The following is a 14638-nucleotide window of genomic DNA, read 5'->3' on the forward strand; positions in this document are numbered from 1 at the left end:
TTATGCGCGCTCGTTGTTTGAATTAGGGTCGGGTTGTAGTAGTTCGACCATGCTGGCTATGGTATCTGCGTAAACACCTAATAAATCTTCTGAAATGCTTGATTGTTGAGATACAAATTGATTATGGGTCGTTTTAAATTGTCGAAGCTTGGAGTGGTGTAAGATACCGATTAATTCCTGCTGCTTATTTGCGACTGGAACAAAATCTTCGTTTTGCCAAATACTCAGCTCAGCCGCTGAGTTGATATCCATATTTGCGCTAATGGTATCAACGTGATGGGTGATTAGTTTGGCAATAAGTGTTTGGCTGTCTTCTTGTAAAACATCGCCGATAAATGCACAGCCAAGCAGTTTACGTTTTTGGTCGACTATAAACAGCCATTGTAAGAAGGAATAGTGACGAGATTTTAATCGCATGTGCACTTCAAGCACACTCATATGGCTGTCGACGACTAAAAGATTGGTATCGAGCATGGCACCAATTGAGTGCTCGGGGTAGGCACTGAGCATTCTAAATAAGGCTTGCTTGCGTGGTGAGAGCTTCTCGATAGATTGCGCTCTAAGCGGTGTATCAACATGGCGTAACATATGCGAGAGATCCGCTATTTCCATTTCAGTCACGAGTGTCTTTTGATGGTTTTCGTCGCAAAACATAAATATTTTGGCTGCTGAATTAGCGTTCATAAATTTAAGTACTTTGATGGCAGTGCTCGGTGGCACTTGCGCAATTAAAAAGGCGCATTGCTCAGGGTCAATTAACTCTAGTTTACGTGCCGCAAGTGCAGTTTCGGATTCAATAAAGTGCATGACGAGTGCATATTGTGTTTGGTCCATGCTCATTTTAAGTTCTCACTCGTGCCTTCAATTTTTAGCGCTAGAAGTTGTGATGACTTCACAGCCATATTCACTGTAAAGTTTGGCAGGAATAAATGTTCGCCCGTGCTGGGATTCAAGCTCCAAGCCTGTGCTGGTAAAACTTAATATTTTCCCTTCATAGTCGGCTAATTTAATGTACTCACCCACTTTTAAGTGTTTAATCGCTTGTCTTGACCCCACTAAGTTTTGCACAAACTCTCGACTACCCAGCCCGTAAGCAAGCGCAATTCCAAAGCTAAATACGGCAGCCTCAACCACTACTAGGGTTGTAATGAATTGTACTTTGATACCAAGTTGCTCAATACCAACAACAACGCCAATGCCCACGATGGTCCATTTTGCAATTAAACCAATACGGTTGGCATGTTTAATACCGGCACTGTGCATCGCCGCTTCAGTCATAGTGCGGCCCAAGCTGCCAATTAGAATACCGACAAGCACAATGAATACACCGGCTAAAACGTTGGGCAAATAGCTAAGAAGCTCGCTTAGCCAAGTGGCAATAAATTCTAACCCTAGACTGGACAACGCCGCAGCGCAGAAGAAAATAATGACAAACCAAAATACCGCTTTACTAATCACATGGGCGTGATGAGGGAGTAGCTTTAATGGGGTTTTAAGTTGTAGCGCTGCACTGAGTTTATTGGCGAGTTTAATCAGTAATGAGAAGGCACTCAGTGCAATTCGGGCGAGAATAAATGCAACGCCCCAGCCAATGAGCAGCAACACCAACGCGCCTAACAGTTGCGGTACATACGACACCAAGTACCCAACCATTTGTTCATAGTTATTAGTCAGTATGCTGTCCCATTTTTGCATTTTGAGTCCTAGTTAGTGGTTGAAACTTTGGCAAGCTTCTGTAGGGTGAGGCGTGAAAGTATGCTGCATTGTCAGTATTAAACTTTTATTTTCTTTGCATAAAAGTTTAGCTCATAGTGAACAAAAAACATGAATAGGCCATTTGCATGGGGCATTTTTTTGCCTTCGATTCTGACAATATGAAATAATCACTATCCTGACTTTCATTGGAATAACACGATGAGCATGATTAACGATAACGACATCATCAATACTCTAGAAGAACTTGAGTCATTCTTACGTTTGGTTGAAAACGGTGGCTTGGGCTTACAAAATGCGGCAGGCGTTGCACTGGCAAAAAACAATAGCGATGGGCGTCCATTCGTTGCTGTTCTTGATGATAATCACCAGTTATTGCTGGGCCGCTGGGTAACACAGGAAGTGTTCGATAATGGCAAAGATTTAGTGCGTAATGGGGTGAAAAAATCGCATTAGTATGACTCTGCTGACTTAGTAACAAAGGAAGAGCAAGCTTATCGATGTAAATAATCATGTCTTGCTCTTCACATCGTTTAGCTTTTTTATGCTTTTGATTTAACTAAAAAAATAGCTGAACAGCATATGCATTAAATGTGGCGTGAAGCGCGATGACAACCCACAACGATTGCGTCCAGAGATAAATTAGTCCCCTTATAAATCCGACACAGCCTGTTTTTGTCACCCATATCAATTCCATGGAAATGTTCTTTGATTTAGCTGATGTTGCTCAACTAATTGCATAAATGGCTCTACTTGTTGTTTGGGTAAGCTCCAATAGAAATATCGACTATCATATAACGGTTTGCTGTATGAGCTTTTTTAGCGCAGTAGACACCAAACAGAGTTGAATGTGATTTATGTTGAAACACAGCGAGGTTATCAAGCGAGTCGAAATGGATTGTTTTTATCTTAGGATAAAGTTGATATGACACACTGAGGGTGCAGTTTTCCAAATCTAAAATAAGCTTAGATTTCATGGTCGCTATTGCTTCGAGCAAGACGCAAGTTAGCAATATACTTACTATCAGAGATAACCAAAAGAGAGTATCAGGGTTGTTTAACAGACTACCTTGTTTGAATTTCTGTGCCGAGCTAACAGGGTCATAGACATCATAGCCAAGCCATGCGATAAATCCTGCTGCAAGTATCACCCGAATAAAGAACTGAGTTTTATTAAAAGTAAACGAAAATGATGTCATAGCGAATACCCCGATATCACGATTGTGATATCGGGCTCCTTTTAGTTACTGTGTTTGCAACATAATGGGTAGTGTTTAGAAATCTGTGTCATTTCAGTATCATTAAGAAAACAGGAATGACACATGACCAAAGACTTCGATTTAGAACAAGCCATTAAAGCCCTTCAGTCAGGGCAAGATCTGACAGGCAAAGATGGTTTTTTAACCCCTCTTATCAAACAGATCACTGAAGCTGCCTTAAAAGCAGAGCTGGAACAACACCTTGTAGATGATGAGCAGCCTAACCGTAAAAATGGTTCCAGTAAGAAAACCGTTAAATCTTCAGTAGGCACTTTTGAACTGGATACTCCGCGTGACCGTGCAGGCTCATTTGAGCCAAAGCTAGTTAAGAAAAACCAGACTAAGTTAACTGATGAGATCGACCGTAAGATCTTATCCATGTTTTCGCTCGGCATGAGCTACCGTGATATCCGCGGCCATGTTGAAGATATGTATGGTATTGACGTTTCTGAGGCTACCATCACAGGCGTTACCGACTGTTTGATACCCGAATTGAAAGAATGGCAGCAACGACCATTAGATGCGCTCTATCCGTTCGTCTGGCTTGATGCTATCCACTACAAAATTAAGGAAGATGGCCGCTATGTCAGCAAAGCGGTGTACACGATCTTAGGCTTAAACGTCGAAGGTAAGAAGGAGCTGCTTGGCCTGTGCCTATCTGAGTCAGAAGGCGCGAACTACTGGCTATCTGTACTAACGGATCTGCATAACCGTGGCGTTGAAGATATTCTGATCGCCTGCGTGGATGGGCTGACAGGCTTCCCTGAAGCTATTGCAACCATTTACCCAAATACAGAAGTTCAGCAATGCGTTATTCACCAGATCCGCAACTCTATGAAGTACGTCGCTTCCAAGCATCAAAAGGAGTTCATGGCTGATCTAAAACCAGTTTACCGCGCTGTGAGCAAAGAAGCAGCTGAGATGGAACTTGAGCGTTTAGAGTCAAAATGGGGGCAATATTACCCAATAGTGCTCCGTTCTTGGCGAAACAAATGGGCAAACCTGTCCGTTTATTTTAAGTATCCAGAGTACGTTCGCAAGGCCATCTACACCACGAACGCTATCGAGGCTGTACATCGCCAGTTCCGTAAGCTGACCAAGACTAAAGGTGGCTTCCCAAACGAAAACAGCTTGCTTAAGCTACTGTATGCTGGGATATTGAATGCTTCTAAGAAATGGACAATGCCAATTCAGAACTGGAATATGACATTGTCTCAACTGGCGATTCACTTTGATGGGCGCTTGGATGATGTCTTAGATATCTAGCCAAAATTAGCTGACACAGAATTCTGAACGCCCTCACATAATGGCGATTGGTGTGTTATTAATCATTGCACTTAAACGCAAGGGGGGGTGAGGGAGTGAGAAGGCAAGCCCCAATTGCTTAGCACTGAGTGTCTCATCAGATTCCGAAGTACCATTGCTATTTTTATCTTGCCACACTCTGAGTAAATGGTAATGGCTATCTTGAGCATCAATGATATGGTCACCATTACTGTCGAGCAAGTGCAAACTGTCCAGTTGAGTATTCATGTTAGTCAAATACAGCTCGTTGCTGCTATCTAGAGTGCTTGATTGGTTGCGGTCGATAAATAATAAACCGTCTTGTTGACCTAATGTAATATCGCTTTCGTTACCTGTTGTTTGCCATTGTATACCATTGTGGTCCATATCTAGAGCCAATATATATTGACCTTGCTGATCGGTGCTATTATGCAGTTCATTTCTACAACGTTTTAATACACTCATTGAGCACTCTGAATCGATAAGCGTTTCCCACATTCTTTTGGTTTTTTGCTGTAAGTAACTAGAAACGGTTATAACACCTTTTAAATACACGTCAAAAATGATTTTTTCAAACGCCTTTTCAGCTTCTCCGCCAGCTTTTAATGATAGATATACGGAGCCAGTCGCGACGGCTATAGCTGCGAAGGGGTGTTTATTCGCTAAATTGGCAAGTACGATATCAACCGCTTTTCCTGTTACAGCCGCCACAACAAGCGCAACCCCTTCACCTTGCCAAGCATGTGCGAAGGCCTGCGCACCGCTATTTAGAAGATCTATCGCAACAGCGGTTTTTTGCAGCATTGCTTGGATTTTTGCGCGAGCAGGTGAGTCTTTATCTAGATTGCTGAGTATTTCCTTTAGCTTACTTTGAAACTGTGCCATCGCGTTGGTGAGATCGGCCACATCTTCATAAAACTGTTTTTCTTCTTTACTCGGCTTCTTTATTTGAAAAGTATAAGCGATAAGCTCACCATTGAGTGTAGCATCAATGAAATACAGCAACCGTGCCTTGAATGCTCTATTTACGCTATATTCTGAGTTGAAAGAACACAGTTATCAATAGTGAAACATTTTGAATGCTACAGCGCGACGATATCCCCCTCATTCATCACATGCAAAGGCACCTTAGAATCCATTTCTTTATACATATGTAACAAGCGGAACAAAGCGGAGTGTGAAGTGCGATCACCCATTTTCCAGCTTGAATTGCCATAGCCCCATGGGATCATCACTTTGCACCCTAGCTCATTGGCAGCGGTCAGCGCGTCTTCGGGTGTGGTATGTACTTTTCGATACCAGTCTGGATGTTCTTCACTAAAGTAAGACGCGATGGGCAAAAGACAAATATCCATGTTTCCATACTTGTTCGCTATATCTTTAAAGTGTGGAGAGTAGCCAGTGTCACCAGCAAAGAATAGTTTTTTACCTTGATATTCCAGTACCCAACCACCCCACAGTGTGGCGTTATTGTCTTCATATAAAAACGGCACCCATATGCGGTTACTAAAGTGATGGGCAGGAACGAAGTGGGCGGTAACGTCTCCGATTTGCTTGCTGGCATACCAAGCCATTTCTGTCACCTTGTAGCCATTACTAGGGAAATTTTCGGCAAAGCCTAGTGGCGTTAAAAACTGGGTTTGGCTACCAATAGTAGCTATATCATCTTTATTAAAATGATCGTAGTGAATATGAGAGTACATTACTGCATCAGTTTTTTGCAGTTCCAGTTCGGTCAGTGTAGCGGGAGCCTGACGGTTAAAACCTTCTCTTAGGCGAAATGCCCAGTTAACAGGCCAATCGAACTGCTCTGATACTGGGTCAAATAGAAACTGCTGGCCATTGCTGGTGGTAATTTTGAAGCTGGCATGACCATACCATTGCACATTAAAGCCAGTGCTGGATGAAAGCTTGGGATTGTTGCCTGTATATTGGCAATCTTGCATATGTGATTCGCAAGAAATCTGGGGGCTTGGTGGGTAGCAGTTTTCTTCGCAGGTGATCGGGTAGTTTTTAAAATTGCTATAAAGGTTTGTATATCTATCCTCATAGCCTTGCGTGCTGGCATGCTTAATGACAGATGACTTGGGCGTTAATTTTTCTACATAGTTGCTGCTGCATCCTGCTAATGTTAAAGCACATAGCAATGGTAATTTATTCATTGTTTATCCTGTTATGATTGTGCCTCAAAGTGTAACAATAATAAAAATGCTGATGCAATCTACGCTTGAGCGTTTTAGCACTATTCCCTACAATAGCGTCCACTTAATTTAGATAAGAAAGACATTATGACAGACACAACTTCAAGACCAGACATTCCAGATCAATTGTCTATTAATCCACGTAGCCGCTTTTACAATGAAGAAGTATTGCAACACGAAATTGGTGTTCGTATTAACGGTAAAGAGCGTAACGACGTAGAAGAATATTGCATCAGCGAAGGCTGGATCAAAGTGGCGTCACCAAAAGCGCTTGACCGTCGCGGTCAACCATTACTGTTAAAAACAAAAGGCACGGTAGAAGTTTTCTATCGCTAATTTTGTGTGGAGCAAACGGCTGTTTGCTCCATTGTTTATATATAATTCTCAGCGTTCCACGCTAGCGCTTTCGCTTCATACTCTTTCACAAAACTATCTTTATACTCGCAATACACATCAATATCATGGTTACAGATTGCTGCACCTTGTTGTTTTAGTGTGCCATATTCAGTTGCCACTTTTGGATGGGCGATGAGATAATCTCTAAAAGCAAGATGCCTTTTTGCAGCGTGGGAGCCTTGTAGAAATGCGTGAATTTGGTGGGTTCTGTGAATGCCCCCTTTTTGGAAGTAGCGCCTGCCTTGGATGCCATATTCACCTTTTGCTTCATAACCAATAGTCGTGAACTTTAGGTTATCCTTATCTAGATTTTTTAGGCATTTCACTTCAAGCAATATATCAATAATGGGTTTAGCACATAAGCCTTTCACCGCAGTGCTACCGATATGGTGAATGGCCAATATATTGTCATTGTTCATTATGGTGTTTAGCTGTTGTTTTTCACGATTGAAATCGTCAGTCCATGTGCTTTGATAATCAACCACTTCTATGATTCGTCTATTCACGCTCTTTCCTCGGATACATGTCGGTGTTGCCTCTAAATAAGTGCACAATGTTACCAGTTTGACTGGTTGATGATTAAGTCTAACATTTTGATATTAAGATATAAATTCAAGCAGTTTTTTTACTAAGCCATGTTGAGGGACATTGTTTGGCCACACGGCATAAAGCGGAATGTCGGTTACTTGCCAATTTGGAAATAGGTGTACAAGTTGACCATTGGCAATGTCGTCTTTAACTAAGTAGTCAGGCGGAGTGGCAACGCCGACACCTTCTTTACACAACTGCGCCATGGCCTCTACGCTGTTTACGGTAAAATTGCTGCGATAGTTTATTTGACAGGTTTGCGCTTTGTCACTGTGTAAAGTGCGAGAGTGGGGCAGCATCATGAGGCTTATCCAATGCCACTGGCGCAAATCTTCCAGTTGCGTGGGTTTTACTTGGGATTGATAGTAAGTTTTTGAGCACACTATTAGGCGTTTAATGACGCCAATTTTTTTTGCCTTCAAATTGCTGTCGGGCATGGAGCCTGCGCGAACTGCCAAATCGATACCTTCGGCGATAATATCGCTACGCTCATCTTTGTATTGCACGTTCAACATAATGTCTGGGCATGTCAGGCTAAAGCGCGCTAAATCTTGCGTTATAGGCGCTTTTATTAACGCCGTGGGCAGGCTCACGGTCAGCTTGCCTTTTAACTGTTCGCGCTGCTGGTTGATTTCATCTAAGCCATTTTGTGCGGCTTCGAGCATGTGTTGTGCGTGCTGATAGAGTTTTTCTCCTTCACTGGTGAGCGTCAGTTGCCGTGTGGAACGATACAGCAAAGCGACACCAAGTTTTTTCTCCAGTCGACTGATTTGATAGCTCACCACCGATGGGGATAACGCAAGTACCGTTGCGGCGCCTCTAAAAGACTTGTGTTTAACGGTATGTGCAAAAATGGCGAGGGCGCGTAGGTCGTCAATCATACTCTTAATAGTGAAAGATAATAGAACAGTTAAAACTGATTGTGCTATCTAGTTTCATTAATGTCTACCTCGATACAATGCCATATCGCTTTCTATTGAGGTTATTGTTATGTCACTGCTGTTAGCTATGTGTTTGTTCTCGCTTTCTATGTCTATATCTCCGGGGCCGGTGAATCTGATCACCTTATCATCGGGGGCTAATCACGGTGTAGTGCGAAGTGCGCCATTTGTTAGCGGGGCAACCTTTGGTTTTACCGTATTACTGTATGTTCTGGGTGTGAGCTATCAATTTGTTGCGCAGCAGCTTGAAGGATGGATAAATATACTTGGTATTGTAGGTAACCTGTTTATTTTCTACATGGGTTATCGATTATTTACCGCTCATGTCGAGCTGGTTGTGAACAAACAAGCAGTTCCCTCATTTTTACATGGCGTGTTGTTACAATGGTGCAATCCAAAAGCGTGGATCGCATGTATGGCGGGTATTTCTGCATTTAGTTTGCCAGGTTCTCATATGCAGCTACTGATGTTTGTGGGGATTTATTTTGCGATTTGTTACGCATCGATTTTTGCGTGGGCGGTACTTGGCAACAAAATTGCTTTACTCCTGCATACTTCAAGGCAGGTAAAGGCTTTCAATCAAGTAATGGGCACAATGCTGATGTTAATTGCTTTGTATTTGATGATTTCACTTTTTTCAAAGTAACGCGAATCGTATAAAAAAAGCAGCCGAAGCTGCTTTTGGTACTTCTAAGGGAGTGTCTGTTAATTAGTTACTGCACTTTTTACCTTTGCAGGGCTTATCTGGTTCAGCGTTGCTATCGGACACCACCACTTCTAGCCAAGCGCTCCAAGGTGAGACGCCCGCATGATTGGTTGCCTGAACTCGATATCTAAAGGTGCCGGTGCCACTGTTATCGACGAAATTGTTAATATCAGCGTCTAGAGTCGCCACTGCTTGTGTATCGCGCCAGCGGCCGCTTTTGTGCATTGATTCTCTTTGAACTTCAAAAGACTGTTCATTATTGCTGTTGTCTTGCCATGACAAAATTGCCGTGCCATTTTGACCATCCATGACCGTTAAATTACTCGGTGCAGTGGGTGGCTCTGGCTGCGGTTGTGCGGCATGTGTGGTAGCACAATGTTGGGCTGAAGCGAGTGTGATGTTGGCACTTAAGTCGCGAGCTTGTACGCTAAAGCAGTACTCAGTCGCACTCGTTAATCCGGTTGTGGTGTACATAGGGCTTGTTTGCCAGTCGCTACTATCACAAGTACCGGTATCTTGTGTACAGGTAAATAGGTAGCTCACCGTGCCGCCTGAATCGTCGACTGCGATGTTTGCTTGCATCTCAATTTGCGTATCATTGAGTGCTCTAGGCACTTGCGCAAAGCTCATGGGGTTTGGATCGGGTGGCGTAATATCAGGCGTTGTTGGCGTGATACTGCCATTCAAATAAAAGTGTCCTTGGCTTGCATAATCATTTGCATAGGGCCCAGCGTCGCCAAAAACCTCTAATAAATGAATGCCTTGTGCTAGGGTCACTTGTAGTGAAGCACTGCTATCACTGTTATTACTGCTGGTGGCAAGTAACTGGCCGCTGCTATCGTAAAGTCGCATACCTATATCTAAGTTGGCGCCACGTCTACTTGTGCGAGTAAACGCGTCCCAAGCGGGTATAGCATTGAACTCAGCGGGGCCACTGCCGGCATTAAATTCAAACCAGTCACTGTCATTGATGCCAACAGTCCCTTTGTTGTCGGTAATCACATTGTTCGGATCGGATTCTCGATTGGTTGCGCTAAATTGCCCAGTACTATTTGTATATAATTGGGTCGGAGTGCTCTGTTGCCCTTCAGTATCAAACGTAAGACCTAGCTTATCGGCGATGATGGCAATATCATCTTGCTGCTGGTTAGCATCAGGGTACTCACCTTTGCTCCATTGCGTGATATTTTTATAATAACCAACGCCCATAATTGGCGCCCAGCTACTTGGCTCGCTGTCTGAACCTAAACCCGCATAGTAGTTGGTGGTTGATGTGCCATCATGACTCAGGCCTAAGTTATGGCCTAATTCATGGGACCCAGCTTCGGCCATATAACTGGCAACACCATTACCTAAGCGGTTGTAGTAAACCAAAGCCGGTTGATAATAAGTAAAGTTGCTGCGTCCCCACACACCAACGTAGGCAACACCACCCGCACCTTGAGCGGGGAGTGCAGTGCCTTGAGAGTCCGAGTCTTTGGTAAATAAAACCCATCCGATATTAGGACCAAACTCGCTTGGTGCTTCTGTCGTTACGTCAATATCAAAAGCGGCAAAATCGTCTGCCATGCGATTCCAAATATCATGAATTCGGGCGCGCTCAGTATCATTGAAAGTGCTCGGATCGCCATCAATATCATAAGGCACTGTGTCATAACTGGCACCACCACCCCAAGCGCGTCCACTGATCGCCCCTCCGTCAAAATCTAAAAATACCTTGTTTATCGCGTTGGGTTTACTGTGCAGTTTAAATACATCGACAGGTGGCAGTGTGCGAGCTTCATCCTCTGTCGCGGCTTCTGCGATTAAACCTTCTTCAACGTAAAACAACTCGCCACTGTCGTCCGCTTCAATAAGTAGCGTATCAATGGCAGGAATACCCAACAAAGCTAATTGTCCTAGCACTTTTTGTTGTGCTTGTGGTGGCAACTTTGCAAGGCTTTGTTTTAAACGTCCCTCGGGGAGGTGATCAATCGCTTGCTCTGGCAAGGCTGTTTGATTGGCACTTGTTGTCGTACTGAAAAATACGCACGACAGTGCCAAGCTAATGCATCCGGACAAGACGGCTGCTTTGCTCTTGATTTGTAAGTTCATTCATTGCTCCAAATATTAACAACTTGGTCATTTGGAACGGAAAGATAGGCAGCCGACAAGGTTGGCTGGCTGCGCTAGCAATCCCGCTATCATAGGGCTTTATGCCCCTTAGACCGGTGACTTTGCGCCCCATCCTTTCGAATGGTTTGCCCATAGCGCCGTATTTAACGACGCACCAACCTTAACAAATAATTGTGAAAATTGGAATTATTCTGTGTGTTTGTTTAAAAATAAGGTAATATAAAATCTATTTTATTATCTTTAAATTTACATCTTGTGTTGGTTATTACATGTATTTCGAACGCGTTTTTCTGTTTTATTTTGTTTTATAAAGGTTTATTGCTTCATCTTTAAAATTTAACGTAATTAGTCTAGAAAGCAGAAGGCATCTATGTATAAATTGTTCCTTAAATAGGTTTTATTGGTTGGGTTTTAGGATAAGTTATGAACAGGGACGAAATAGAGAGTCACATGACATTTTTGCATATGACTCGTATTCAGCGTTTAGAACAAGAGTTTGAGCAACTGCGCCCCAAAGCCCAAAACCATATTTACGTGGTATTACGATTGCTATTTTGTCATACGTTGTAGTTGCGTCGATGTTTTCAAATGTTACTTTTTTAACAGAACCTTATTTATTAATGCTGTTTGTTATTCCTCTGTGTTTAGGGGCATATTACGAATGCCATCGCGTGAATAAACGCTTAGACACTCTATACAAATTGTTACAGCATAAAGAGCAAGAAAACGGATAAGTTCGCCTATTTAAGTATGATTGTGTAGCATAGCTATTTTCTAAATATTCATTTGCTATGCTTTACCTGATCTTCGTTACCTTGCTTTGGGCATTTTCTTTTAGTCTAATTGGCGTCTACCTTGCTGGCCAAGTTGACGCTTGGTTTAGTGCACTAATGCGTATAGCACTCGCCGCCTGTGCATTCATTCCCTTTTTGAAATTTAAGCGTGTGCCAAAAACACTGATAGCAAAATTGATGTTGGTAGGGGCGATACAATTAGGTGCTATGTATGGCTTTTATTACCACTCTTTTTTGTATTTGAGTGTGCCTGAGGTATTGCTCTTTACCGTGATGACCCCCCTGTACATTACCTTGCTTAATGACCTATTAGATAAACAAATACACCCCCGTTTTTTAGGTGTGGCTTTAATTGCCGTTGTGGGGGCTGTTGCTATCCGTTATGAAGGGCTAGATGGAGACTTTATAGTGGGAATGTTGATGGTACAAGGGGCAAATCTATGCTTTGCAACAGGCCAAGTTGCCTATAAACGTTTGATGCAAAATAATGACTATCCACATCACTCGATATTTGGTTGGTTTTTTATTGGTGCTTCAATTGTCGCTGTGAGTTGTTTTGCATTATTTGGTGATACAACACGGTTACCAACGACTGTAACCCAGTGGAGTGTGTTGATTTATCTAGGCATAGTTGCATCCGGCTTAGGCTATTTTGCGTGGAACAAAGGCGCGACACAAGTAGATGTGGGCACGTTGGCGGTGATGAATAATATGCTGATTCCGGCGGGTATTGTCGTTAACGTGCTTATTTGGAACCGAGATGCGGATATTGTGCGCCTTTGTATCGGTGGTTTAATCATCACAGCAGCGCTTTGGTTAAATCAAAAACGCACACTTCGAACTTAGCCACAAGTCTGTTTCATAAAGGCGCAAATATGAACCCGTTATCGCTAACGGGCTCATATTTGGCTCATCTTTGGTTATCACTACTTTGTGAGCGTAAGTTGCATAAACCAAGATGTTATATTATTCACAGTCAACCCTATCGCCTGATTTATCGTAGCAAAGTTGAGTTTGTTGGATCAGGTACTTACATTTGTATGAAAAGTTATCTTCCATACAGTTGGTGTAAGTGCCGTAAATACCAGAACCGATATGAACGGTTACCTTCCACTCATGGTATGAATAAGGTGTGGTCGTTTGATCGTCTAACCAACGGTTAAAAACTGGGCTAGATACAATGTCATACAGTGCAGTTGGTTTATAGCCAAAGCTGCGCCAACCATCATCGTAGCCATTATGTGTGCTTGAAAGTTCAACCACACTGTTAACGGCATCGTAATAGGGGTTATCGTAGTTACTCTTTTTATCTACTTTTGATAGTAAGCCTTGGTAATCTTTAACCCAAGTGACATTTTCACAGCTATTTAAAAACACCATGCCTTTGTCGTCCCCTTTACCACAGGTGCCTTGTGGTGCTGAGTCCGCCGTCCAGATATAGTCGCCGTTTTTACCACCATCTATTTTGGCATCATATTGAGTTGAAGAAGTAATGATAACATCGTTACCACTGCCGCCTTCTTGATCTGAATCTTCGCCATACACAAACATTAGATCGTCACCGCCATTACCCCAAGCTTTGTGCCATTTGATGCTATTTCTACTGGCATCACCTGCTTCTAGCAGTGCATCGTCACCATTGCCGCCGTAAAGCCTATCTTCTCTGCCACCGTTGCCAGTAAGGTAGTCATTACCATCTTCGCCGTATAGTTTGTCATTGCCTTCGCCACCGCTTAGGACATCGTGACCATTGCCACCATATAAAGTATCGCCACCATCATTGCTGCTGTTGCAACCGGCTAGCTCGTAAATGTAACTGTTACCTGCGTTAGACAGGCGACAGCCGCCACCTAAATAATCGTTATCATTACCACCAAATAGTGTGTCGCTGCCTTGGCCGCCCATGAGCAGATCGCCACCATTTTCACCATATAGCGTGTCGTCGTTTTGATCACCAAAGAGTTTATCGTGATCATCGCCGCCTTTGAGAATGTCGTTGTCATAGCCACCGTTCAGAACATCTTCGCCGATTTCGCCATGTAGCTGGTCATTACCACCTTGACCTGAGAGGGTGTCATCACCCGTGCCACCATACAATACGTCGTTTTGGTTTCCGGTGGTAATGTTGTCATTGCCACTATCACCGTATATTTCTTGTGTTAATGACACTTGGCTGCCGTCATAGGTATCGTTACCACTGCCTAGCATTGCTTTTATAGTACTAAGCTGGCTAACTTGAAACAGATCACAGCTAGAACTATTTCCTTGTTTGCGTGTTACAGTCAAATCGTCACCGTCAGTAGTCAGTGTGAAGTTTTCACTGGCACTGGAACCTTTAATGATCAATGTAGTACCGCTGACATAGGCTAAAGCATCATCGCCGATGCCACTGCACGATGCCATGACATAATTTGATGCCCCAAGTGATAGGGCAAGACACAAAGAGTTTAATTTGAACGCCATTGTTTGGTCCTTAAAATAGTTTTTTGAGTTGTTGAGTACTGCAAATCTCAATGGCGTTAGGTTAGAGGTGAAAATTGCAAAAAATATGGAGTTTGAAAGGGAACATTAAAATAACGAGATGTATTAGCCGATATGTAAATGCAAAAACGCAGAGTGCGTGCACACTCTGCGTCCCATT

The 14638-nt window shown here is 43.0% G+C and carries 15 protein-coding genes and 1 riboswitch; of the genes, 5 read left to right on the forward strand and 10 right to left on the reverse strand.

Annotated elements, in window-relative coordinates:
• Both AC5FX4_RS06235 and AC5FX4_RS06240 read right to left on the reverse strand, forming a co-directional pair.
• Complete coding sequence (locus tag AC5FX4_RS06235) at nt 1-834, reverse strand: magnesium transporter MgtE N-terminal domain-containing protein (protein ID WP_493605600.1); 834 nt, start codon at nt 832-834, stop codon at nt 1-3.
• 27 nt (nt 835-861) lie between these two features.
• Entirely contained in the window at nt 862-1695 is an 834-nt protein-coding gene (locus AC5FX4_RS06240) for a mechanosensitive ion channel family protein (protein WP_493605601.1), read from the reverse strand.
• Between the two features lie 225 nt (nt 1696-1920).
• Here AC5FX4_RS06240 and AC5FX4_RS06245 point away from each other — a divergent pair, with 225 nt between their 5' ends.
• On the forward strand, nt 1921-2169 hold the full coding sequence (locus tag AC5FX4_RS06245) for a hypothetical protein (protein WP_493607786.1): 249 nt from the start codon (nt 1921-1923) through the stop codon (nt 2167-2169).
• 103 nt (nt 2170-2272) lie between these two features.
• Here AC5FX4_RS06245 and AC5FX4_RS06250 read toward each other — a convergent pair whose 3' ends face one another.
• Together AC5FX4_RS06250 and AC5FX4_RS06255 are read right to left on the reverse strand one after the other, a co-directional pair.
• Nucleotides 2273-2410: a CPBP family glutamic-type intramembrane protease gene (locus AC5FX4_RS06250; protein WP_493605602.1), complete on the reverse strand. Its 138-nt coding sequence runs from the start codon at nt 2408-2410 to the stop codon at nt 2273-2275.
• A 52-nt stretch (nt 2411-2462) separates the two neighbouring features.
• A complete protein-coding gene (locus AC5FX4_RS06255) occupies nt 2463-2912 on the reverse strand; it encodes a hypothetical protein (RefSeq protein WP_493605603.1) in 450 nt (149 codons plus the stop codon).
• Between the two features lie 123 nt (nt 2913-3035).
• Here AC5FX4_RS06255 and AC5FX4_RS06260 point away from each other — a divergent pair, with 123 nt between their 5' ends.
• Entirely contained in the window at nt 3036-4238 is a 1203-nt protein-coding gene (locus tag AC5FX4_RS06260; protein ID WP_493605604.1) for an IS256 family transposase, read from the forward strand.
• Nucleotides 4239-4271: 33 nt separating this feature from the next.
• Here AC5FX4_RS06260 and AC5FX4_RS06265 read toward each other — a convergent pair whose 3' ends face one another.
• Together AC5FX4_RS06265 and AC5FX4_RS06270 are read right to left on the reverse strand one after the other, a co-directional pair.
• Nucleotides 4272-5261, reverse strand: coding sequence for an SPM autocatalytic domain-containing protein (locus tag AC5FX4_RS06265; protein ID WP_493605605.1), 990 nt, complete (start codon nt 5259-5261; stop codon nt 4272-4274).
• Nucleotides 5262-5338: 77 nt separating this feature from the next.
• Nucleotides 5339-6418, reverse strand: a complete 1080-nt coding sequence (locus AC5FX4_RS06270) for an MBL fold metallo-hydrolase (RefSeq protein WP_493605606.1) — start codon at nt 6416-6418, stop codon at nt 5339-5341.
• 126 nt (nt 6419-6544) lie between these two features.
• Here AC5FX4_RS06270 and AC5FX4_RS06275 point away from each other — a divergent pair, with 126 nt between their 5' ends.
• Nucleotides 6545-6793, forward strand: coding sequence for a DUF3297 family protein (locus AC5FX4_RS06275; protein WP_190363438.1), 249 nt, complete (start codon nt 6545-6547; stop codon nt 6791-6793).
• A 35-nt stretch (nt 6794-6828) separates the two neighbouring features.
• Here AC5FX4_RS06275 and AC5FX4_RS06280 read toward each other — a convergent pair whose 3' ends face one another.
• Both AC5FX4_RS06280 and AC5FX4_RS06285 read right to left on the reverse strand, forming a co-directional pair.
• Complete coding sequence (locus AC5FX4_RS06280; protein ID WP_493605607.1) at nt 6829-7359, reverse strand: GrpB family protein; 531 nt, start codon at nt 7357-7359, stop codon at nt 6829-6831.
• A gap of 93 nt (nt 7360-7452) precedes the next feature.
• Nucleotides 7453-8322: a LysR family transcriptional regulator gene (locus AC5FX4_RS06285; protein ID WP_493605608.1), complete on the reverse strand. Its 870-nt coding sequence runs from the start codon at nt 8320-8322 to the stop codon at nt 7453-7455.
• Between the two features lie 109 nt (nt 8323-8431).
• On the opposite strand from AC5FX4_RS06285, the gene AC5FX4_RS06290 reads away from it, so the two are divergent.
• A complete protein-coding gene (locus AC5FX4_RS06290; protein ID WP_493605609.1) occupies nt 8432-9028 on the forward strand; it encodes a LysE family translocator in 597 nt (198 codons plus the stop codon).
• Between the two features lie 63 nt (nt 9029-9091).
• Here AC5FX4_RS06290 and AC5FX4_RS06295 read toward each other — a convergent pair whose 3' ends face one another.
• A complete protein-coding gene (locus AC5FX4_RS06295; RefSeq protein ID WP_493605610.1) occupies nt 9092-11182 on the reverse strand; it encodes a zinc-dependent metalloprotease family protein in 2091 nt (696 codons plus the stop codon).
• 73 nt (nt 11183-11255) lie between these two features.
• A riboswitch (cyclic di-GMP riboswitch) is annotated at nt 11256-11343 on the reverse strand.
• Between the two features lie 651 nt (nt 11344-11994).
• On the opposite strand from AC5FX4_RS06295, the gene AC5FX4_RS06300 reads away from it, so the two are divergent.
• Nucleotides 11995-12843 carry a DMT family transporter gene (locus tag AC5FX4_RS06300; protein WP_493605611.1) on the forward strand — a complete coding sequence of 283 codons (849 nt, stop codon included), beginning with the start codon at nt 11995-11997 and terminating at the stop codon, nt 12841-12843.
• A gap of 120 nt (nt 12844-12963) precedes the next feature.
• Here AC5FX4_RS06300 and AC5FX4_RS06305 read toward each other — a convergent pair whose 3' ends face one another.
• Nucleotides 12964-14460, reverse strand: a complete 1497-nt coding sequence (locus AC5FX4_RS06305) for a calcium-binding protein (protein ID WP_493605612.1) — start codon at nt 14458-14460, stop codon at nt 12964-12966.
• Nucleotides 14461-14638 lie beyond the last annotated feature (178 nt).

Source organism: Pseudoalteromonas sp. ATL1, from assembly GCF_058933015.1.

Bases quoted from the DNA above. Each gene is read 5' to 3' on its own strand.
- AC5FX4_RS06235 (WP_493605600.1), bottom strand. From the start codon at position 834: ATGGACCAAACACAATATGCACTCGTCATGCACTTTATTGAATCCGAA.
- AC5FX4_RS06240 (WP_493605601.1), bottom strand. From the start codon at position 1,695: ATGCAAAAATGGGACAGCATACTGACTAATAACTATGAACAAATGGTT.
- AC5FX4_RS06245 (WP_493607786.1), top strand. From the start codon at position 1,921: ATGATTAACGATAACGACATCATCAATACTCTAGAAGAACTTGAGTCA.
- AC5FX4_RS06250 (WP_493605602.1), bottom strand. From the start codon at position 2,410: ATGGAATTGATATGGGTGACAAAAACAGGCTGTGTCGGATTTATAAGG.
- AC5FX4_RS06255 (WP_493605603.1), bottom strand. From the start codon at position 2,912: ATGACATCATTTTCGTTTACTTTTAATAAAACTCAGTTCTTTATTCGG.
- AC5FX4_RS06260 (WP_493605604.1), top strand. From the start codon at position 3,036: ATGACCAAAGACTTCGATTTAGAACAAGCCATTAAAGCCCTTCAGTCA.
- AC5FX4_RS06270 (WP_493605606.1), bottom strand. From the start codon at position 6,418: ATGAATAAATTACCATTGCTATGTGCTTTAACATTAGCAGGATGCAGC.
- AC5FX4_RS06275 (WP_190363438.1), top strand. From the start codon at position 6,545: ATGACAGACACAACTTCAAGACCAGACATTCCAGATCAATTGTCTATT.
- AC5FX4_RS06285 (WP_493605608.1), bottom strand. From the start codon at position 8,322: ATGATTGACGACCTACGCGCCCTCGCCATTTTTGCACATACCGTTAAA.
- AC5FX4_RS06290 (WP_493605609.1), top strand. From the start codon at position 8,432: ATGTCACTGCTGTTAGCTATGTGTTTGTTCTCGCTTTCTATGTCTATA.
- AC5FX4_RS06295 (WP_493605610.1), bottom strand. From the start codon at position 11,182: ATGAACTTACAAATCAAGAGCAAAGCAGCCGTCTTGTCCGGATGCATT.
- AC5FX4_RS06300 (WP_493605611.1), top strand. From the start codon at position 11,995: ATGCTTTACCTGATCTTCGTTACCTTGCTTTGGGCATTTTCTTTTAGT.
- AC5FX4_RS06305 (WP_493605612.1), bottom strand. From the start codon at position 14,460: ATGGCGTTCAAATTAAACTCTTTGTGTCTTGCCCTATCACTTGGGGCA.